This window comes from Microvirga sp. P5_D2 (assembly GCF_054049475.1).
The window spans coordinates 1-17352 of the sequence record NZ_JBFUMH010000038.1; the positions used below are offsets into that span (position 1 = coordinate 1).

The following is a 17352-nucleotide window of genomic DNA, read 5'->3' on the forward strand; positions in this document are numbered from 1 at the left end:
AGGCTGCGCAGTGTCTGAAGCAACGCGGAGCCTGGTTCCTGTTCCTGCCGGCTTATTCGCCCGATCTGAACCCGATCGAGCAAGCCTTTGCCAAGATCAAGGCACACTTGCGCAAGGCCGAGGCGCGAACGTTCGACGCGCTCTGGCGCGCCCTCGGCGACATCTGCGATTTGTTTGAGCCGCACGAGTGTTGGAACTACCTCAAGGCTGCTGGATATGCGTCCGATTAAACATCCGATGCTCTAGCCACCGAATCGCTGCTTAGGCTTGCGGTTGCGATCATTATTCAATAAGTCTCGACATATGGAAGCAGAGACCGTCATTCTGGCCCTCGCGGCCTTGGCCCAGCCGACCCGCCTCGACGTCTTCCGCCTCCTGGTGAGACACGAACCTGACGGACTGCCGGCGGGCGACATCGCCCGGGAGCTGGCGGTTCCTCACAACACGATGTCGAGCCATCTCGGCATCCTGTCCCGGGCAGGCCTGGTCCGCTCCGAGCGCCGCAGCCGCTCGATCATCTACCGCGCCGACCTCGACCGCCTGCGCGAGGTCGTGACCTTCCTGCTCCGAGACTGCTGCGGCGGCCATCCCGATGTGTGCGCACTTCTGATCGATGCCCTCACCCCCTGTTGTCCTCTGAAGGAGAAAGCCGATGGCTGACCGTCCCTACAACGTGCTGTTCCTCTGCACGGGCAACTCCGCCCGTGATCATGGCCGAGGGCATCCTGCGCAAGGACGGCGCCGGGCGCTTCAACGCCTTCTCGGCCCGAAGCACGCCGAAGGGCAGGGTCAATCCCATGGCCATCAAGGTCCTCGAGAGCTTCGACTATCCCGCGCAGGGCTACCGCTCGAACAACTGGGACGAGTTCGCGAAGCCGGATGCCCCCGCCATGGATTTCTTGTTCACGGTCTGCGACAACGCCGCGGGCGAGGCCTGCCCGGTCTGGCCTGGCCAGCCCATGACGACCCACTGGGGCATCGAGGATCCCGCCGTCGAGGGCACCGACATCGAGAAGGAGCGGGCCTTCGTCCACGCCTTCAAGTCCTCAAGAACCGGATCTCCGTCCTCATGGCCCTGCCGATGGCGAGCCTCGACCAAGTCGCCCTCACCCATCACCTGTGCGAGATCGGCCGCCTCGAGGGCGCGACCCCCGCAGCCGTTCTTCTCTTCGACCGCCGCTCCACCTGAGGCTGACCCATGGACGTCATCATCTATCACAACCTGGATTGCGGCACGTCCCGCAACACGTTGGCCATGATCCGCAACGCCGGCATCGAGCCGCATGTCATCGAGTACCTGAAGACTCCGCCGACCCGGCTCCTGCTGGGCCAGCTCATCGACCGTATGGGCGTTCCGGTCCGCGACGTCATCCGCGAGGAGGGCACGCCGTACAAGGAACTCGGTCTCGACGACCCGTCCCTGACCGACGACCAGCTCCTCGACGCCATGATGGCACACCCGATCCTGATCAACCGTCCTATCGTCGTCACGGCGAAGGGCGTGCGCCTGTGCCGGCCGTCCGAGGCATTCCTCGATCTCCTGCCGCCGCAGCAGGGCGAGTTCGTCAAGGAGGATGGCGAGCGCGTGGTGGACGAGCACGGGCGGCGGGTCGCGAGCGCATGACCGACACCTTTCCGCCCGCGCAGCGCCTCGCAGCGGAAGCACTCGGGACGGGCCTGCTCGTCGCTACCATCGTCGGCTCCGGGATCATGGCCAACAAGCTCGCCGGCGGGAACGTGGCGCTGGCCCTGCTCGGCAACACGATCCCGACCGGGGCGATCCTGGTCGTGCTGATCCTGGGCCTCGGGCCGATCTCCGGCGCCCACTTCAATCCGGCGGTCTCGCTCGTCATGGGACTTACCCGCGCCCTGCCCTGGCCGGAGGTCGGGGCCTATGCGGTGGCCCAAATCATTGGCGGCTGCCTAGGGACGCTGGTCGCCCATGGCATGTTCGATCTGCCGTTGTTTCAGCTCGCCGCGACTGCCCGGACCGGGCTGGCGCAATGGTTTGCCGAGTTCGTGGCCACCTTCGGGCTGCTCGTCACGATCCTGACGGTCGTCCGCTTCCGGATCGAGGCAATTCCCTATGCAGTTGGCCTGTACATCACGGCAGCCTATTGGTTCACCGCCTCGACCTCGTTCGCCAACCCGGCCGTGACAATCGCCCGGGCGCTGACGAACAGCTTTTCCGGGATCGCACCGAACAACGTGCCGATGTTCATCGTCGCGCAGGTCCTCGGTGCCCTTGGAGCGATGGCACTGATGCAGTGGCTGCTGAGTTCTGTACGGACCCCGTCGAAATCCGGAGCCATGGCTGGTGAGTAATCTTCCCAACGTCGACTTCTCGGTCCTGGACAACCCGGACCTCGGCAAGCTGGAGCCGAGACGGGCGTCCACGCACCCGCCCCGCATCCTCCTGCTTTACGGGTCGCTGCGGGAGCGATCCTACAGCCGTTTCCTGACCCTCGAGGCCGAGCGCCTGCTCCGGCATTTCGGGGCCGACACCCACGTGTTCGATCCGCAGGGCCTACCGCTGCCGGACGCCACCGCCAGCGACCATCCCAAGGTGCAGGAACTGCGCGAGCTGTCACTGTGGTCGGAGGGCTAGGTCTGGTGCAGCCCGGAGCGGCATGGTGCTACGAGCGCGGTGATGAAGGCCCAGATCGACTGGATCCCGCTCTCCGTCGGGGCCGTGCGGCCGACGCAGGGTCGGACGCTGGCCGTGATGCAGGTCTCGGGCGGCTCGCAGTCGTTCAACGCCGTGAACCAGTTGCGGGTGCTCGGGCGCTGGATGCGCATGGTGACGATCCCCAACCAGTCCTCGGTCGCCAAGGCGTTCCAGGAGTTCGACGAGGCCGGACGGATGAAGCCGTCCTCCTACTACGACCGCGTCGTGGACGTGATGGAGGAGCTGGTGAAGTTCACGCTGCTGACCCGCGACCGTTCCGACTACCTCACCGATCGCTACAGCGAGCGCAAGGAAGCGGCCGAGAAGGAAGCCAAGCGCCTCGCTGCGGAAGCCATAACGCACGAGGTCAAGGCGGCGGAATAGAATGAACGGCCCGGCATGGTCACATGGGCAACCCTGGCCTCCTCGCCGCGTTGATCCGACAGGCGCAAGTAGGAGCCAAGGCCATGTCCTACCCGAAGTCAGGTGACGATCATCCCCACAAGCCGAAGCTCAATCCCGGCGACCAGGCCGATCCGGATACCCCTGGGGCGGGTGAGAACGTCTGCCGGGAGTGCCAGGGCACCGGAAAGCTTGGCGACAAGGAGTGCCCGATCTGTGGCGGCACAGGCATCGTCATCGAGGAGATCGGCGGCGGCTAGGATTCACGCCCGTGCCCTCGGTCACGTCACCGGTTCTTGCGGTTCCCGCACGGCCTTCTCCGCCTCGACCAGCACGTCGCGTCCGCGCCACGGCTTCGGCATGAAGGTGACGCCGTCGGGCAGGCCTTCGGACACCGCGCCGGGATCGCCCGACGTGAGCACGATCCGGATCGTGGGCCAGAGGGTGCAGGCGGCCTTGGCAAGCTGGACACCGTCCATGTCACCGGGCAGGCGGACGTCGGCGAACATCATCGCAACCTCGCCTCCCCGTTCCTGAAGATAGGACAAGGCCGCATCGGCGCTTTCCACCTCAACGACGTCGAGCTCCGTCTCCTCCAGCAGGGCCGCAGCAAGGTCGCGAACGTCGGGATCGTCCTCGACAATCAGGGCGACGTGCGGTTCAGGCTGCTTGGCATCCATGGTCCACCTCCTGCGGTTCCGTCTTCCGAAGGATCGCCGCCAGCACTGCCGGAACGGGGTGCTCCAGCTCATCCCGGTAAACCTCGGCAAAGGCGCGGGCGATCATGAAGGTGGCGACGTCCGGGCGAAGGTCGTCGACATGGGGCAGGCGCACGTCGCCATAAGCGTCGCGGGGCATCGGCATTCTCCTTGGGTATTCCTGCCAACCCGTAGATGCGGCTCGAATGGCCTGGGCTAACATGCGTTAATCGGAGTGAACGGGCCGTGGAGCGATGGGTTTCAGCGTGGCGGGAGAAACCCGTTAAGTTGCAATGTATTTCGATAGATCCAGAAATATCGCTTGACGGAAGCGGGCCGCTCATCCATCTTATTTCCATGAAGGTTGAACAAGCCGCCAAACAGCTCGAAGCGCTCGGGAACACTACCCGGCTTCAGGTCTACCGCACCCTGGTGCGGGCCGGAGAGGCGGGCCTGCCCGTCGGGCAGATCCAGGAGCGGCTCGGCATTCCGGGCTCGACGCTCTCGCATCACCTCCAGCGGCTCCTGCTGACCGGATTGGTGACGCAGGAACGGCAGGCCACGACCCTGATCTGCCGGGCCAACTATCCGGCGATGAACGGCCTCATCGTCTTCCTGGCCGACGAGTGCTGCGCCGATGCCGGATGCTCGACCCAAGCGGAGAACGCCGCCTGATTATTTTTTGCCCGGTATTTCCATATTGCCGGAAATATCAAAAGAGAGGCAGATGCCTGGCTTCCTTCCCTTCCTCCTCCATCTCGCCCGCGCGGCCCGGAACCGCCGGCATGTCGTCGCGCTCGGCGAGCTGGATGACCATCTCCAGCGCGACATCGGCCTCGAGCGGACGGACGTCCTCGCCGTCCTGGCCCAGCCTCGCCACCGCGATCCCTCGCGGATGCTCAAGATCCTCCGCTGCCACGGACGCGTCTTCGTCGAGCGCGTACGCGACGGCTTCGCTCCCCGCCTCCAGTTGCTGACCAAGGAGTCCTGCCATGACCTCTTCCGATGCCCTCCCCGTTGCCATCATCGGCGCAGGCCCGGTCGGCTTGGCCGCCGCCGCCCACCTGATCCGGCGCGGCCTGCCCGTGAAGGTCTACGAGTCCGCTGAAACCGTTGCCGCCAACGTAAGGGATTGGGGGCACGTCCGCCTGTTCTCGCCGTGGGAGTACAACACCGACGCGGCGGCCCGCGCCCTGCTCCAAGCCCACGGCTGGCAGGAACCGCCCGGCAAGGCGATGCCGACGGGATCGGACCTGTACGAGGCCTACCTCAAACCGCTATCCGAAATCCCCGAGATGGCAGCGGTGATCGAGACGGGCGCGAAGGTCACCGCGATCACCCGTCAGGGCGCCGACAAGGTGCTCAGCCGGGGACGCCGGACCAACCCCTTCGTGCTGGCCGTCTCCAACGGCAACGGCGCGTTCCGCCGAGACCTGGCCCGGGCGGTGATCGACGCCTCCGGGACGTGGACGGCCCCGAATCCTCTCGGCGCGGGCGGAATCCTGGCCGAGGGCGAGGCCGAGAACGCGGACCGCATTGCCTACGGCATCCCGGACGTGCTCGGACGCGACCGCGCGACCTACGAGGGCAGGACGATCCTCGTCGTCGGTGCCGGGCATTCGGCCGCGAACGTCCTCCTCGATCTCGCCCGGCTGGCGAAGCGGAATCCCACGACGGCCATCGTGTGGGCCACACGCGGTTCCAACCTGATGCGCGTGTACGGTGGCGGCCGGGCCGACCAGCTCCCGGCCCGCGGCGAGCTCGGGTCCAAGCTCAAGGCGCTCGTCAACAGCGGACGGGTCACCCTCGTGGCCGGGTTCTCCGCCACACGCATCCGTGCCATCGACGGGCAGGTCATGGTCGAGGGCCAGACGATGGGTGGCCTCCGCGAGGTCGGCCCTGTCGTTCGGATCGTGGTGTCGACCGGACAGCGTCCGGACCTGAACCTCACGCGCGAGCTGCGGCTTGACCTCGATCCGTGGCTGGAGAGCTCGAAGGCGCTCGGCCCGCTGATCGACCCGAACCTGCACTCGTGCGGCTCGGTTCCTCCGCACGGCCACCGCGAACTCGCCCATCCCGAGCCGGGCTTCTACACGGTCGGCATCAAGAGCTACGGGCGGGCACCGACCTTCCTGATGCTGACCGGCTACGAGCAGGTCCGCTCCATCGTTGCCGCCATCGCCGGGGAGATGGCAGCAGCGGATGACATCCACCTCGTCCTGCCGGAGACGGGCGTGTGCTCGACCAATCTCCCCGTCGACGGGGCGACGGTATCGACAGGATGCTGCGGCGGTCCCGCTCCCGCGAAGGTCGATGCCTGCTGTGTTGCGGACGTCGAGGCCAAGGCCGAAGGCAAGTCCGGCTGCGGATGCGGCCCCGCGAAGACACCGGAGAAGGTTGCGGAACCTGCGGGCTGCTGCTGAGATCGGCCCGTGTCGAATCCCGTGAGTGAGTCCCTGGCGAGTGACCCTGCCATGCCGAGGCCAAGCCCGAGGGTGGTCATCAGCGCCCTCGGGATCACGCAGATCCTCGCCTGGGGATCGTCCTTCTACCTGCCCGCGGTGCTGGCGCAACCGATCGCCGCCGACACCGGATGGTCGCTCGGCTGGGTCGTCGGCGGACTGTCCGTCGGCCTGCTCGCGGCCGGACTGGTCGCGCCCCGGGTCGGGCGCACCATCGATGCCAGGGGTGGCCGTCCGGTGCTGATGGCCAGCTCGATCCTGCTGTAAGGCAGCTCATGCAAGCGCTTCCGAAGGCGAGGGACAGGATCCGCATCTTCGCCAAATGGCTAAGCTTGCCTCCTCAAGAAGCGCCTTCCAAGGTACCATGTTCCGGCTTCGAAGCGGCTTCACAAAGATTGGGTCCCAACGAGAAGGCGCTGGAAGTCGTCCGGGGGATGCTGCCGCCCGTCCGCATCAGCGATGAGGACGTTGAGCACTCCGCCAGCGATAAAAGCACGGGCCTTCTCGACCGCTGCGGCCGCCGTCTCGCAGGTTGCCGCCAGCGGCCCATTCAGCCATTGTCCCGTCACAATGAAGAACATGCACTCTCCGCTTGGTTGATCATGTCGGCAGGGGATGTGATTCCTGATCCGATGGCCAACCTTTTCTGATGAGGCGGCGGATATCAAATCAGAGCCCGCCAAACCACGACGATGGTTGGCGGGCTCTTTGTGCTTACGCGGGGGATGCGGCTGCCGGTTTCGGGTGTTCCAGGAAGAAGCGCATCATCTCACGGCTGGCATCGGGACCCTTTGGTTCAGTGTAGGACCCACTCGGACTTCCTCCGGACCAGGCATGGCCGGCCCCGTGAAGGACCCAATGCTCGAGCATTGGGTGTCCGCCGTCATCGCACGCCACCGTGCGGGTATAACTGATCCCGCCCGGAGCCTGTCCGCGGCTGACCATCGAATGGAGATCCGAGCCTGCTTTCGACTGAGCAATGACCTGGTCACCATTGACCGGATTGACGGTCGTGTCGCGATCACCATGGAACACAATGGTTGGCACAGGCTGTTTGGCCCCGCTCCGTTGAGGCGCCCCACCCTGCCGCATGGCAGCAAATGCCGAGGGCATGTCACGAGCGGCCCCGCATGCCAGTCCCGAGTGGACGCCCACGGCCGCATAGAGGTCAGGGTAAGCCGATCCCATGATCGCCGCGGCGGCTCCACCAGCCGAGAGCCCGGCGACATAGACTCCTCCGGGCTCAACCGAGAAGTCGCGCATGATCTGCCGGGTGATGCCAGCGATCAGCGATGGCTCTCCGCGATCCCGCTGCTGATCCGCTGCGTTGAACCAGTTCCAGCATTTTGAGACATTCGCCGACTGCGCCTGCGCCGGGTAAGCCACCAGAAACGTCTGCTCTTCGGCCAGATCGTTCATCCGCGTGCCGGCGGCAAAATCGTCCGGCGACTGGGTGCAGCCGTGCAGCATCACCACGAGCGGCAAAGGCTGACCCGTGTAGCCGCTGGGGATGTAGACCTTGTACGCACGGCTTCCCGCCTCGTTGGCAAAGATCCGATCCTCAAAGCGCGCACCCTCTGGCAGCGGGGCCGGTGCACGGGCTGGGCCCCGTCCGACCAAACCATCCAGGCTGACCCCGGAGCCGGATTGCCCCATGCGGTCGAGGAAACCGCGCAGCGCCTCCGGCATCTGAGGCTGGCCCGAGGCTCCGGCGAGACCACCAAGAGGATTAGAGGCCCCGTGTGGGAGGCTGAATTTTGGCGGGGTCCAGGCCCCTCCCCCGGCAGGTGGCGGCACCATATCGATGATGCGACGGAATTGCCCTGCTGCGCGGTTACTTTCATCTCCTCCGGCGCTGCTTGAGGTCGTTGCTGGGTGAGCACCCGAAAGACCTCTCTGGAGGAGTGCTATGGCTTCGGTGAGCCGGCCTTCGCGGGTGAGGCGGGTCGCCTCGAGCATGTCGATGTTCGGTTGGGCGTTCATGGATTCGGTCCTGTTGTGGGGTGAAGTGGGGCAAAGCGGGACCTGCCTCTTCCAGTCGGAAGGGTTGGGCAGGCTCGAAGGCGGTGGGGTGGGTGCTACCCGGTGATCAGCGCATGCGGTCCTTGAGCGCTTCTTTGACAGCCGGACTGGCGTGCAAGGCACCAAGGACATGAAGGGAGGCGATCGTCTGTTGGGCTAGCTCGGGCGTGACATCACCAGCGATGCTGGCGAGACCGAGAACCTGGATGTGCAGTACTTCGCCGGCCGCTTGCACTGCTTCTAGGTCCTGAAGGCTGTAGTGGAGCAGGCCCAGGTCGAGTTGATGTCGTTCGACCGATCTCCTAACGGCATCGTTGTGCCGGTCGAGCTGGTTTCGAATGGCTGTGCGGATGAAATCGGTCCGATTGGAGTAGAAGCCCTCCTGGACGAGGAGATCAATATGGCCGAGGTCGACATAGCCGAGGTTAATTGTGATCTTCTCGCTGTCTCCGGCTTTGAGCCGAAACTCGTGTACACTGCCGGCCATTGCCGCCCTCCATTTACCATCTGCATGGATGGTATTTGGATGGTGCGTCCGGCACATTCAAGCCCTGCTCTCCATATTTGGCCGAACTCTGCCCGCTACTTGGCGTCTATGTCACTGGGCTGACATCTCAAGCGGGTGCGTGGTTTTTGACGTGAGATCTGATCAGGAGAACCCAATGCCCACCGTCCAGCACATTTACTGCAGTGCCATCATCAGCAAGAAGATGTGCGATGCCCTGACGAGCTATGTCTTCTCGATCAGTGCCGCCAAAGCTGGTGTGGACGAATTCGTGGTCTATCTGGTGACAGGCGGGGGTAATCCGAGTTCCGGAATGGAGCTTTACAACTTCTTCAAAGCTAGGCCTGAGCGAACGACTATCTACAACATGTCGAGCGTCGACTCGGCGGGCGTGCTGTTCTTCCTTGGCTTCCAGAAGCGCTACGGCCTTCCGGCCTCCAGCTTCATGGTACACCAGACCAAGTTCTCAAAAGCCTCCCTGCCCGACTGGTACAGCTACTCCGACCTGAAGAAGTCAGAGATGGAGCTGCTTGCGGTCGATCAGAAAACCCATCGCGTGATTGCCTCTGAGACAGCCCCGAAGGCTGAGGTGCCTCTCTCAGTGGAGGATGTTGAAGCTGCCGCTAGCCGCACGACCATCTATTTCGCCGAGGATGCTCTGCGGCACGGCTTCATTGAGGGCATCATGACGCCGACGATGCCGATCCAGGATGTGTTCTACCTGACGGACCAGTATCTCGCCGGACTGACGGATTGAACAGCGCTCGGCTTAAACTTCTAAAGAACAACGCGCGGCTAGGCGCGCGCCTCTTCTCCGAGTTTCTGTGCGGCTCGCTCTGCCGCACTGGCGACTGCATCAGGAGCCAGGTGATGGACCATGTGGCCGAGCCCCGGCAGTGCGATGAAGTCGCTCTGCGGCAGTTCCCGGTGCAGGCGCTCCGATTGACGGCCGACATCCGCAATCTGGTCATCCGCGCCGGTGATGATCGTGATTGGCATCCGCAGCTCGCTGTAGTGGTGCTGCAGCTCCATCACTGAAGGAGTCATGAGGGCTGCGTCCTCAGCCGCGGCGCGTAGCTGCGACGGTCGGAGCATCAGTTCCTTTGGGAACAGGCGATCGAACCGCTCCGGCACCTCTGCTGGCGCGAACATTTGTTTGATCAGGCCCGGCAGGATCGCGCGGGCGATCAGGGGAGAGATAGTATGGCGCATTACATCGCCGATCACTGGAACAGCTGGCGGTGAGAACAGGAACGTGTCGGCTCGAAGCGTTGGGTAGTAGTAGCCGGAGGCAAGCACAAGACCGCGAACAAGCGACGGACACTTAAGCGCAAGGGCGACTGCGACCAAGGTCCCCCAGGAGTGGCCCAGGACGACTGCTTGTTCGACACCGAGTTGCCCCAACGCACGCTCGAAGAGTTTGGCGTGAGCCCGTGGGGTCCAGAGCTGGCGGGGTCTGCCGCTGTAGCCATACCCCGGGCGGTCGAACACGATGACCCTGTAGCGAGACGCCAGACGGTCCACGAGACCGCTGACGGTAAAGTCCTGGATCATGGTGCCGTTGCCATGGATCAGCACGATAGGTTCGCCCTCGCCGCGCTCGATATAATGCAGATGCACGCCATCAACATCGAGGAACCGGCCTATCGGCGGCGTCCTGCGTTCGGCAGCCCTGGTTTTCTGCCGGTTGTACAGAACAGTAGCGCCCAGCGCTGCGGCCGAGCCTGCCAGAGCCGGCGTTAGCCAACGCCAACGGCTTGAATGAGAGTTCTCATTGGGACGGGGCGCCCTGCCCGACCTTGCAGTCGTCAGCCCATGGCGATGGGTGTTAGCCCGTTGTGGTTGAGTCGCGTGAAGGGTTGTCTCAGCTTGGTCGCGCTGGCCTGTCTCGGCTCTCGTCTCAGTGCGGGACATGCATGCTCTCCATGTGGGCTGATCGTGGCGAACGCTCGAGACGCCAGTCAGTTGCTGCAACGCAGCAAGCTGAAACAATCGCCCTTTTCGAAGAGGCTTTTTCGTGTACGCGGGTGGTTGGCTGAGTTGTGAACGGTGCCCCAGACGGTTGATGATCCCCGATGTCACCAATGGTTTCAGAGAGCCTTATCCAGCGGCTTGCTCCTCGGTTTCATCGGAAAGGAGGTCGTCGAGCATGTCAGCGAGATCGACAACTTGATCTGAGACGGCTCGATAAACCGCGGTGTCGCCAGACTGATCCTCGATCCGAATGCGGTATTCTCCATCAACACGTGTGACGGCAATGGTGGTGATTCAGCGCCGCATCCTGGCCGTAGGGATCCAGGATGCCGATGACGAGCGCGCCGGGCTTCACGCCTTCGAGCTCGCCCTGGCCGGGCGACGGACCTTGAGGATGACATCGGCATCCTTGAGGGCATCGGCTGCGGATGCCATGATCGAGGCGCCTGCGGCCTCGAACTCCGCATCGGGAAGGCCCGCTTTCGAGCCGACCCCGGCTTGGACGATCACGTCCGCGCTGAGGGTTTTGTATTTCTTGACCGTGTCAGGGGTGGCGGAAACGCGTGTCTCCGCTCCATCAGTTTCGGAGAGAACGGCGATCCGCATCGGGCAATCCCTCCAGTTCGTTGACCAAAGCCAGCCTCCGTAGACCGCACGACAGGCGGCCGGCACGCCCTTCATCACGAAGGTCTTCATGACGTCAGCGTGCCGACTGAGTTCAGGTGTTAGCCCATCCCTGACGAAGGGATCCCAAGCCTCGTCGTCTCAGAGAAAGCCGATCGAGATCCACGGCACGGCCGCGACCAGGATCAGGCCGACGATCAGGGCGAGGATGTATCCGACGATCGGCCTCATGCCCTGATCCGGGTGGATGCGGCTGATCGCGCAGGCGGCGTAGTACCCGACCCCGAAAGGTGGCGCGAACAGGCCGATGCCCATGGCGAGGATGACCACCATCGCATAGTGAACCTCATGCACGCCGATCTGCCGCGCGATCGGGAACATGAGCGGTCCGAACAGCACGATGGCTGGAATTCCCTCGAGAACGCTGCCGAGCACGATGAAGGCCAGGATGGACACGGCCAGGAACATCGCAGCTCCCCCCGGCAATCCGGTCATGGCCGAGGCGAGCAGGCCCGAGAACCCGGACTGCGTGAGCGCCCACGCCATCCCGGTGGCTGCACCGATGATCAACAGGATCGCTCCAGAGAGCGAAGCCGTCTCGACCAGCATCGGCATGAGCCGGCGCCAATCGAACCGGCGGTAGATCAGAAGACCTGCCAGGATCGAGTAGACGATGCCAATGGTCGAGACCTCAGTCGCTGTGGCGACGCCTTCGATGACGGCAGCCCGGATGATGAATGGCAGGGCGATTGCCGGGAGAGCCACGATGAAGGCTTTGCCGATCTCGCGCCAAGTCGCTCGCTTGACGTGGCTGAGATCTTCACTCCGGTAGCGCCACCAGACCAAGCCGCAGAGGGTGAGGCCGAGCACCACGCCTGGCAGAAGACCACCGGTGAACAGGGCTGCGATCGACACGCCTGTCACAGAGCCGATGGTGATCAGCACAAGGCTCGGTGGGATGGTCTCGGTCTGAGCGCCCGTGGCCGAGAGCAGAGCCACCAGGTCGCCAGGCTTGGCCCCGCGCTCCCGCATCTCCGGAAACAGGACGGGTGCCACGGCCGCCATGTCGGCTGCCTTCGATCCCGAGATGCCGGAGACCAGATACATGGCCCCAACGAGCACGTAGTGGAGGCCGCCACGCACATGCCCCAGGAGACTGGCCAGGAAGGCCACCATGGCGCGAGCCATGCCGGTCATCTCGATCAGTAGACCGAGGAAGACGAACAACGGGACCGCCAGAAGGATGAGATGCGACATGCCCTCGTCCATCCGGCCGACGACAACAACCGTCGGTGTGCTGGTGGTCAGGGCGATATAGCCGAAGGTGGCAAGCGCAAAGGAGAACGCAATTGGCACCCCGGCGAACACCATGGTGGCGACCAACCCGACGAAGAAGATCAGTAGGTTGAGATTGCCCAAGCCCCGCAACGCAGGCTGCAACAGGATTAAAACGCCGATTATCGCGCCCACGAGGACGAGCGCCCCGACGACCTGCCGCCAGTTGCCGACCTGCACCAGGCGCAGGACCGCCATGATCGTCATCAGCCCCATCCCGATCGGTAGTGCCGCCGCCCGCCAGGAATTGGGAATTTCGAGCGCCGGCGTCGTGACGTAAACTTCGTCAGCTGCGAATTCATAGGCCGGCTCGATGATCAGGAGCAGGAAGGCCAGCGCCGCCGCCGCAGCGACCACGTCAAGGAAGGCCCATACCCGCGTCGGTAGCATGCCGAGAACAGCCGTCATCCGCATGTGCTCGTTGCGCCGGAACGCCACCACGGCGCCGAGCATCGCGAGCCACAAAAACAGGATCGACGCGAGCTCATCCGACCAGACGAGCGGTTCATGGAAAACATACCGGCTGATGACGCCAGCCAGCAGGACAACGATCTCGGCGACAACGAGGAGCGCCGCCGGGATCTCGACGAGAGGCCGGAGGACGGCATCGACCGATGCCGCCCAGTGCCGTCGTGACGGAGCTGTCTCCGTCACATGGGTATCCAATCCGTGCACGTGAGCCATGGCACTTACCCTAGCTTTCCGGAATATTTTTCGAGTTGCGCCCAAGCCTCCTCGCCGAACTTGCCCTTCCACTCCTTGTAGAAGGCCGTCTTGGCCAGAGCCTGACGGAACGGCTCCCGATCCACCTCAAGGAACTGAAGGCCTTTTCCGCTCAGCTCCTGTCGGAGGGTGTTTGCCAGCTTGGCAATGTCGGCGCGTTGATCGGCAGCAGATTTGTCAAACTCGCGCGAGACGACATCCTGCAAGTCCTGGGGTAGACGCTGGAAAGCCCGTTTGTTGCCGAGGATCCAGTAGCCGTCCCAGACATGGCCGGTGAGACTGCAGGTTTTCTGCACCTCATAGAGCCGGGCCGTGGCGATGATGGCCAGCGGGTTCTCCTGGCCCTCCACTACCTTCGTCTGCAGCGACGAATAAAGTTCGTTGAAGTTGATCGGCGCGGCCCCAGCATCGAGCGCCTTGAACAGCGATGTCAGAATCGGCGCCGGCGGGACGCGGATCTTGAAGCCCTTCAGGTCGCTGGGCGTCTTGATCTCGCGCGTCGAGGAGGTGATGTGGCGGAAGCCGTTGTCCCAGGCCTTTGATACCGTCATGATCGGCGTCTTGGCGATCTGGGTGCGGACATAGGCGCCGAGGTCGCCGTCCATCGCCTGCCAGACGGCGTCGTAGTCCTTGAAGGCGAAGCCGGTGTTCAGGATGCCGGCAACGGGCACGAAGGTTGCGAGAATCGAGGTCGACAGGTTGAAGAACTCGACGCTGCCGTTTCGTACCTGGGTGAGCAAGTCCGTGTCGGAGCCCAGCTGATTGGCTGGGAACAGCTTGATGTCGAGCTTGCCGCTCGTGGCTTCGCGAATTCGATTGAGCGCCTCCTGGGCTCGCGTATTGACCGGGTGGGTCGGATCTTGCCCGGTTGCGAGCTTGTACTCGAACTCGGCCGCCGATGCGGGATACTTGAGGATGGTGACCAACGGTACTGCCGCGCCGGCGGCGATAAGCCCACGGCGAGTCATGCCGTGCGAGTGTTTCTTGAGCGTATTCATGATGTCCCTCCTTCGTCCGGGGGCCTGTCGCAACAACCCGGATATTTTCGTCTCCTCAGGAGAGGCCCAGCTGAGCCTCAGTGTGTGCGCTCGTGGTTTTTGTTCAGCGCCTTGTAAGCTCGGATCACCTGACTATCGTCAGCATCCCCATCGCCGTGCCCTGACACAGCGAGAAACATCTGATGCGCGAGAGCTGCGAGAGGCAGCGCCGCCTTGCCGTCACGGCCCGCTTCGAGCACGATGCCGAGATCCTTCACGAAGATATCTACGGCACTCGTAACCGGCGGCTCGTCCTGCAGCATGCGTGGCCCACGATCTTTCAGCATCCAGCTCGAAGCGGATGAGCTGCTGAGGATTTCCAGCAGGACGCTCAGATTGACGCCCACCTTGCTGGCCAGGGAAAAAGCCTCCGCCGCCACGGCAATGTGCACCCCGCACAGAAGCTGATTGACCGTCTTGACCACCGCGCCCTGTCCGGGGCGCTCCCCGACGTAGAACACCTTGTCGCCGAGAGCCTCGAAGGCTGGCCTGACAAACTCGAACGTTTCACGTGGCGCCGCGGCCATGATGGTCAGCGTTCCCGCTTGAGCGCCCACGACCCCGCCTGAGACAGGAGCATCAACGAAGTGCCGGCCTGCCTCGAGCACCCGTGCAGCGATCGTCTCGACGGCACTTGGTGGGCATGTCGCCATGAGCACCACCACGCCATTGTGGGGCAGCGCCGCCAGCGCGCCGCCGTCGAACAGGACCGCTTCGGCCTGCGCGGCATTCACGACCATGAGGAGTAGAATTTCCGATCCTGCGGCGGCATCGGCAGGAGTGGCGGCCTTCGTCCCTCCCGCCTTGGCAAAGTTGCCCATGATGTCCGGCCGGATATCGAACCCACGCACAGTGAATCCGCGTGCGACTAGGTTCGTGGCCATCGGCAAGCCCATAGAACCGAGCCCGACGAACCCGACCGTTGTCATGGCCCTGGTGCTCACTGCGATAACCATCCCTTGACTTGCCTTGAAAGAGCGTCCGTCGAGAGGCCGTAACGATCGTGCAGGGTCGGGAGTGCACCGGCATCGAGGAACTCGTCCGGAAGAGCAATCTGCCGGAAGGCCGGCGGGATCACGCCTGACCGCATCAGGAGTCCCGCAACCGCCTCGCCCAGGCCGCCCACAATGGTGTGGTTTTCCGCCACAACCACCATCCGGCCGGTACGCGACGCTTCGTTCAGGATCGTCGCCTCATCCAAGGGCTTAATGGTCGGCACGTGCAGCACGCCGACATCAACGCTGTCTTTGGAGAGTGCTTCCGCCGCCTCGAGCGCGCGCATGGTCATTAGCCCGGACGAGATGATCAGCACGTCATTCCCGCCCCGCAGGGTCTTGGCCTTGCCGAGCTCGAACGTGTAGTCGTACTCGTCAAGGACGAGGGGTACGTTGCCACGCAGAAGGCGCATGTAAACCGGACCGTTGTGCGCCGCGATCGCCGGCACGACCTGCTCGATCTCGTGAGCATCGCACGGATCGATGATAGTGATGTTCGGCATGCCCCGGAAAATGGCGATATCTTCGGTGGCCTGATGACTCGGGCCGTAACCAGTGGTGAGGCCCGGCAGGGCGCACACGATCTTGACGTTGAGGTTTTCCTCCGCGATCGCCATGCAGATGAAGTCGTAGGCTCTTCGTGCTGCAAACACCGCATACGTCGTGGCAAACGGCATGAAGCCTTCCCGGGCCATTCCCGCGGCGGCGCTAATCAGGAGCTGTTCGGCCATGCCCATCTGGTAGAAGCGGTCCGGATGAGCCTTGGCGAAGACATGAAGGTCGGTGTACTTCGCGAGATCCGCCGTCAGGCCCACGATCTCGGGCCTCGTCTCTGCCAGCGCCGCGAGGGCGTGGCCGAAGGGAGCAGGTTTCGTGCGCTGATCCGCCCCWGCCAGCGAAGCGATCATTGCCGAGGTGGTCAGGCGCGGCTTGTCTGCCGTTCCTTGCCCTCCTTCACCTTGTTCACCGAGCCATGCAGGACGGGTGTATTTCGAGCGCCTCATGAKGTCCTCCCGGCGTCAAGCAGTTCGAGGGCCTTCTGCCATTCGTGCGGTTCGACCCGCAGGAAGTGGTTGCGCTCCCGCTCTTCGAGGAACGGAACACCCTTGGCCATCTTGGTGTCGCAGATGATGATGCGCGGCTTCGGCTCAGTGAGGTTGCGAGCCGTGTCGAAGGCGGCGACAAGGGCATCGATGTCGTTGCCGTTGACCCGCTGCACGTGCCAGCCGAACGCCTCGAAGCGTGCTTCGAGAGGCTCGAAGCCCGTGACCTGGGAAGCCGGCCCGTCCGCCTGCTGGTTGTTGACGTCGACGATGCCGATTAAGTTGTCGAGCTTCCAGTGGCTTGCCGACCAGGCCCCTTCCCAAATAGAACCCTCGCCGAGTTCTCCATCCGAGAACAGGCAGTAGACGAACGAGTCCGACTTCTTGCGCTTGAGCCCGAGGCAAAACCCGACGGCGAGCCCCAAGCCATGGCCGAGCGACCCGCCTGTGATCTCCATGCCCGGCGTATAGGCGGCCATGCCCGACATCGGCAGGCGGCTATCATCGGAACCGTAGCTCTCAAGCTCATCCTCCGGGAGAATTCCGGCCTCGATCAGGGCTGCGTAAAGAGCAATGGCATAGTGGCCAATGGAGAGGAGGAATCGATCACGTTCCTCCCATTCCGGCTCGTCGGGGCGGTAGCGCATCCCGTGGAAGTACGACACCGCCAGGACGTCGGCGACACCGAGGGCTTGGGCAATATAGCCTTGGCCCTGCACCTCGCCCATGCGCAGCGCGTTGCGACGGATGCGGTAGGCCCGTTCCTTCAGGGGCACGTTGGACAGGGCAGGCCCGGAGGCCTGCGGTCCAGCTTCGCTGGTGCTGCTAGTCATCGATCTCTCCAGATGTTGGGAGGGCGCGAAT

The 17352-nt window shown here is 63.7% G+C and carries 20 protein-coding genes and 4 pseudogenes; 12 read left to right on the top strand and 12 right to left on the bottom strand.

Annotated elements, in window-relative coordinates:
• The 7 genes and pseudogenes from ACXJKO_RS12560 to ACXJKO_RS12590 all read left to right on the top strand — a co-directional run.
• Window positions 1–230 (top strand): transposase (locus ACXJKO_RS12560; protein WP_457091433.1); only part of this gene is annotated, 230 nt, incomplete at its 5' end.
• 73 nt (window positions 231–303) lie between these two features.
• Complete coding sequence (locus ACXJKO_RS12565; RefSeq protein WP_457091434.1) at window positions 304–660, top strand: ArsR/SmtB family transcription factor; 357 nt, start codon at window positions 304–306, stop codon at window positions 658–660.
• Window positions 653–1189, top strand: a pseudogene (locus tag ACXJKO_RS12570) (arsenate reductase ArsC). The gene ACXJKO_RS12565 and the pseudogene ACXJKO_RS12570 overlap by 8 nt, the downstream one beginning before the upstream one ends.
• A gap of 9 nt (window positions 1190–1198) precedes the next feature.
• Window positions 1199–1624, top strand: a complete 426-nt coding sequence (arsC, locus tag ACXJKO_RS12575) for an arsenate reductase (glutaredoxin) (protein WP_457091435.1) — start codon at window positions 1199–1201, stop codon at window positions 1622–1624.
• Window positions 1621–2325: an aquaporin gene (locus ACXJKO_RS12580; RefSeq protein ID WP_457091436.1), complete on the top strand. Its 705-nt coding sequence runs from the start codon at window positions 1621–1623 to the stop codon at window positions 2323–2325. Before arsC ends, ACXJKO_RS12580 begins: the two co-directional genes overlap by 4 nt.
• Window positions 2315–3052, top strand: a pseudogene (gene arsH / locus ACXJKO_RS12585) (arsenical resistance protein ArsH). The gene ACXJKO_RS12580 and the pseudogene arsH overlap by 11 nt, the downstream one beginning before the upstream one ends.
• An 83-nt stretch (window positions 3053–3135) precedes the next feature.
• Window positions 3136–3330, top strand: a complete 195-nt coding sequence (locus ACXJKO_RS12590) for a hypothetical protein (protein ID WP_457091437.1) — start codon at window positions 3136–3138, stop codon at window positions 3328–3330.
• Between the two features lie 21 nt (window positions 3331–3351).
• Here ACXJKO_RS12590 and ACXJKO_RS12595 read toward each other — a convergent pair whose 3' ends face one another.
• Together ACXJKO_RS12595 and ACXJKO_RS12600 are read right to left on the bottom strand one after the other, a co-directional pair.
• Window positions 3352–3750, bottom strand: a complete 399-nt coding sequence (locus ACXJKO_RS12595) for a response regulator (protein ID WP_457091438.1) — start codon at window positions 3748–3750, stop codon at window positions 3352–3354.
• Window positions 3731–3928: a hypothetical protein gene (locus tag ACXJKO_RS12600; RefSeq protein WP_457091439.1), complete on the bottom strand. Its 198-nt coding sequence runs from the start codon at window positions 3926–3928 to the stop codon at window positions 3731–3733. Before ACXJKO_RS12600 ends, ACXJKO_RS12595 begins: the two co-directional genes overlap by 20 nt.
• Window positions 3929–4125: 197 nt before the next feature.
• Between ACXJKO_RS12600 and ACXJKO_RS12605 the strand changes: the two genes are divergently transcribed.
• From ACXJKO_RS12605 to ACXJKO_RS12620, 4 genes and pseudogenes are all read left to right on the top strand, one after another.
• Window positions 4126–4443 (top strand): ArsR/SmtB family transcription factor, encoded by a 318-nt coding sequence (locus tag ACXJKO_RS12605; RefSeq protein WP_457091440.1) that lies wholly within the window; start codon window positions 4126–4128, stop codon window positions 4441–4443.
• A 52-nt stretch (window positions 4444–4495) separates the two neighbouring features.
• Entirely contained in the window at window positions 4496–4876 is a 381-nt protein-coding gene (locus tag ACXJKO_RS12610) for a DUF1127 domain-containing protein (protein WP_457091441.1), read from the top strand.
• Window positions 4761–6191: an FAD-dependent oxidoreductase gene (locus ACXJKO_RS12615; protein ID WP_457091442.1), complete on the top strand. Its 1431-nt coding sequence runs from the start codon at window positions 4761–4763 to the stop codon at window positions 6189–6191. Before ACXJKO_RS12610 ends, ACXJKO_RS12615 begins: the two co-directional genes overlap by 116 nt.
• A 51-nt stretch (window positions 6192–6242) precedes the next feature.
• Window positions 6243–6494, top strand: a pseudogene (locus ACXJKO_RS12620) (MFS transporter); the annotation flags it as partial.
• 122 nt (window positions 6495–6616) lie between these two features.
• Here the strand turns inward: ACXJKO_RS12620 and ACXJKO_RS12625 are convergent.
• From ACXJKO_RS12625 to ACXJKO_RS12635, 3 genes are all read right to left on the bottom strand, one after another.
• Window positions 6617–6811 (bottom strand): hypothetical protein, encoded by a 195-nt coding sequence (locus ACXJKO_RS12625; protein ID WP_457091443.1) that lies wholly within the window; start codon window positions 6809–6811, stop codon window positions 6617–6619.
• Between the two features lie 133 nt (window positions 6812–6944).
• Window positions 6945–8213 (bottom strand): extracellular catalytic domain type 1 short-chain-length polyhydroxyalkanoate depolymerase, encoded by a 1269-nt coding sequence (locus tag ACXJKO_RS12630; RefSeq protein ID WP_457091444.1) that lies wholly within the window; start codon window positions 8211–8213, stop codon window positions 6945–6947.
• A 106-nt stretch (window positions 8214–8319) separates the two neighbouring features.
• Entirely contained in the window at window positions 8320–8739 is a 420-nt protein-coding gene (locus ACXJKO_RS12635) for a CopG family transcriptional regulator (RefSeq protein WP_457091445.1), read from the bottom strand.
• Window positions 8740–8914: 175 nt separating this feature from the next.
• On the opposite strand from ACXJKO_RS12635, the gene ACXJKO_RS12640 reads away from it, so the two are divergent.
• Complete coding sequence (locus tag ACXJKO_RS12640; RefSeq protein WP_457091446.1) at window positions 8915–9514, top strand: ATP-dependent Clp protease proteolytic subunit; 600 nt, start codon at window positions 8915–8917, stop codon at window positions 9512–9514.
• Window positions 9515–9552: 38 nt separating this feature from the next.
• Here ACXJKO_RS12640 and ACXJKO_RS12645 read toward each other — a convergent pair whose 3' ends face one another.
• The 7 genes and pseudogenes from ACXJKO_RS12645 to ACXJKO_RS12675 all read right to left on the bottom strand — a co-directional run bounded on the left by ACXJKO_RS12645 (window position 9553) and on the right by ACXJKO_RS12675 (window position 17321).
• The gene (locus ACXJKO_RS12645) at window positions 9553–10671 is read right to left on the bottom strand and encodes an alpha/beta fold hydrolase (RefSeq protein WP_457091447.1); all 1119 of its coding nucleotides are present in this window, start codon (window positions 10669–10671) and stop codon (window positions 9553–9555) included.
• Between the two features lie 355 nt (window positions 10672–11026).
• Window positions 11027–11337 (bottom strand): annotated as a pseudogene (locus ACXJKO_RS12650) (NAD(P)(+) transhydrogenase (Re/Si-specific) subunit alpha); the annotation flags it as partial.
• A gap of 159 nt (window positions 11338–11496) precedes the next feature.
• Entirely contained in the window at window positions 11497–13374 is a 1878-nt protein-coding gene (locus ACXJKO_RS12655) for a TRAP transporter large permease (protein ID WP_457091448.1), read from the bottom strand.
• A gap of 5 nt (window positions 13375–13379) precedes the next feature.
• Window positions 13380–14411 carry a TRAP transporter substrate-binding protein gene (locus tag ACXJKO_RS12660; protein ID WP_457091449.1) on the bottom strand — a complete coding sequence of 344 codons (1032 nt, stop codon included), beginning with the start codon at window positions 14409–14411 and terminating at the stop codon, window positions 13380–13382.
• Window positions 14412–14488: 77 nt separating this feature from the next.
• On the bottom strand, window positions 14489–15379 hold the full coding sequence (locus ACXJKO_RS12665; protein ID WP_457091450.1) for an NAD(P)-dependent oxidoreductase: 891 nt from the start codon (window positions 15377–15379) through the stop codon (window positions 14489–14491).
• 11 nt (window positions 15380–15390) lie between these two features.
• Complete coding sequence (locus ACXJKO_RS12670; RefSeq protein ID WP_457091451.1) at window positions 15391–16449, bottom strand: transketolase family protein; 1059 nt, start codon at window positions 16447–16449, stop codon at window positions 15391–15393.
• A complete protein-coding gene (locus tag ACXJKO_RS12675) occupies window positions 16446–17321 on the bottom strand; it encodes a transketolase (protein ID WP_457091452.1) in 876 nt (291 codons plus the stop codon). The genes ACXJKO_RS12670 and ACXJKO_RS12675 overlap by 4 nt, the downstream gene beginning before the upstream one ends.
• Between the last annotated feature and the right edge of the window lie 31 nt (window positions 17322–17352).

Excerpts from the sequence above, each read along its gene's own strand:
- ACXJKO_RS12565 (WP_457091434.1), top strand. The coding sequence starts at position 304 with ATGGAAGCAGAGACCGTCATTCTGGCCCTCGCGGCCTTGGCCCAGCCG.
- arsC (WP_457091435.1), top strand. The coding sequence starts at position 1,199 with ATGGACGTCATCATCTATCACAACCTGGATTGCGGCACGTCCCGCAAC.
- ACXJKO_RS12580 (WP_457091436.1), top strand. The coding sequence starts at position 1,621 with ATGACCGACACCTTTCCGCCCGCGCAGCGCCTCGCAGCGGAAGCACTC.
- ACXJKO_RS12590 (WP_457091437.1), top strand. The coding sequence starts at position 3,136 with ATGTCCTACCCGAAGTCAGGTGACGATCATCCCCACAAGCCGAAGCTC.
- ACXJKO_RS12595 (WP_457091438.1), bottom strand. The coding sequence starts at position 3,750 with ATGGATGCCAAGCAGCCTGAACCGCACGTCGCCCTGATTGTCGAGGAC.
- ACXJKO_RS12600 (WP_457091439.1), bottom strand. The coding sequence starts at position 3,928 with ATGCCCCGCGACGCTTATGGCGACGTGCGCCTGCCCCATGTCGACGAC.
- ACXJKO_RS12605 (WP_457091440.1), top strand. The coding sequence starts at position 4,126 with ATGAAGGTTGAACAAGCCGCCAAACAGCTCGAAGCGCTCGGGAACACT.
- ACXJKO_RS12610 (WP_457091441.1), top strand. The coding sequence starts at position 4,496 with ATGCCTGGCTTCCTTCCCTTCCTCCTCCATCTCGCCCGCGCGGCCCGG.
- ACXJKO_RS12615 (WP_457091442.1), top strand. The coding sequence starts at position 4,761 with ATGACCTCTTCCGATGCCCTCCCCGTTGCCATCATCGGCGCAGGCCCG.
- ACXJKO_RS12625 (WP_457091443.1), bottom strand. The coding sequence starts at position 6,811 with ATGTTCTTCATTGTGACGGGACAATGGCTGAATGGGCCGCTGGCGGCA.
- ACXJKO_RS12630 (WP_457091444.1), bottom strand. The coding sequence starts at position 8,213 with ATGAACGCCCAACCGAACATCGACATGCTCGAGGCGACCCGCCTCACC.
- ACXJKO_RS12635 (WP_457091445.1), bottom strand. The coding sequence starts at position 8,739 with ATGGCCGGCAGTGTACACGAGTTTCGGCTCAAAGCCGGAGACAGCGAG.
- ACXJKO_RS12640 (WP_457091446.1), top strand. The coding sequence starts at position 8,915 with ATGCCCACCGTCCAGCACATTTACTGCAGTGCCATCATCAGCAAGAAG.
- ACXJKO_RS12645 (WP_457091447.1), bottom strand. The coding sequence starts at position 10,671 with ATGTCCCGCACTGAGACGAGAGCCGAGACAGGCCAGCGCGACCAAGCT.
- ACXJKO_RS12655 (WP_457091448.1), bottom strand. The coding sequence starts at position 13,374 with ATGGCTCACGTGCACGGATTGGATACCCATGTGACGGAGACAGCTCCG.
- ACXJKO_RS12660 (WP_457091449.1), bottom strand. The coding sequence starts at position 14,411 with ATGAATACGCTCAAGAAACACTCGCACGGCATGACTCGCCGTGGGCTT.
- ACXJKO_RS12665 (WP_457091450.1), bottom strand. The coding sequence starts at position 15,379 with ATGACAACGGTCGGGTTCGTCGGGCTCGGTTCTATGGGCTTGCCGATG.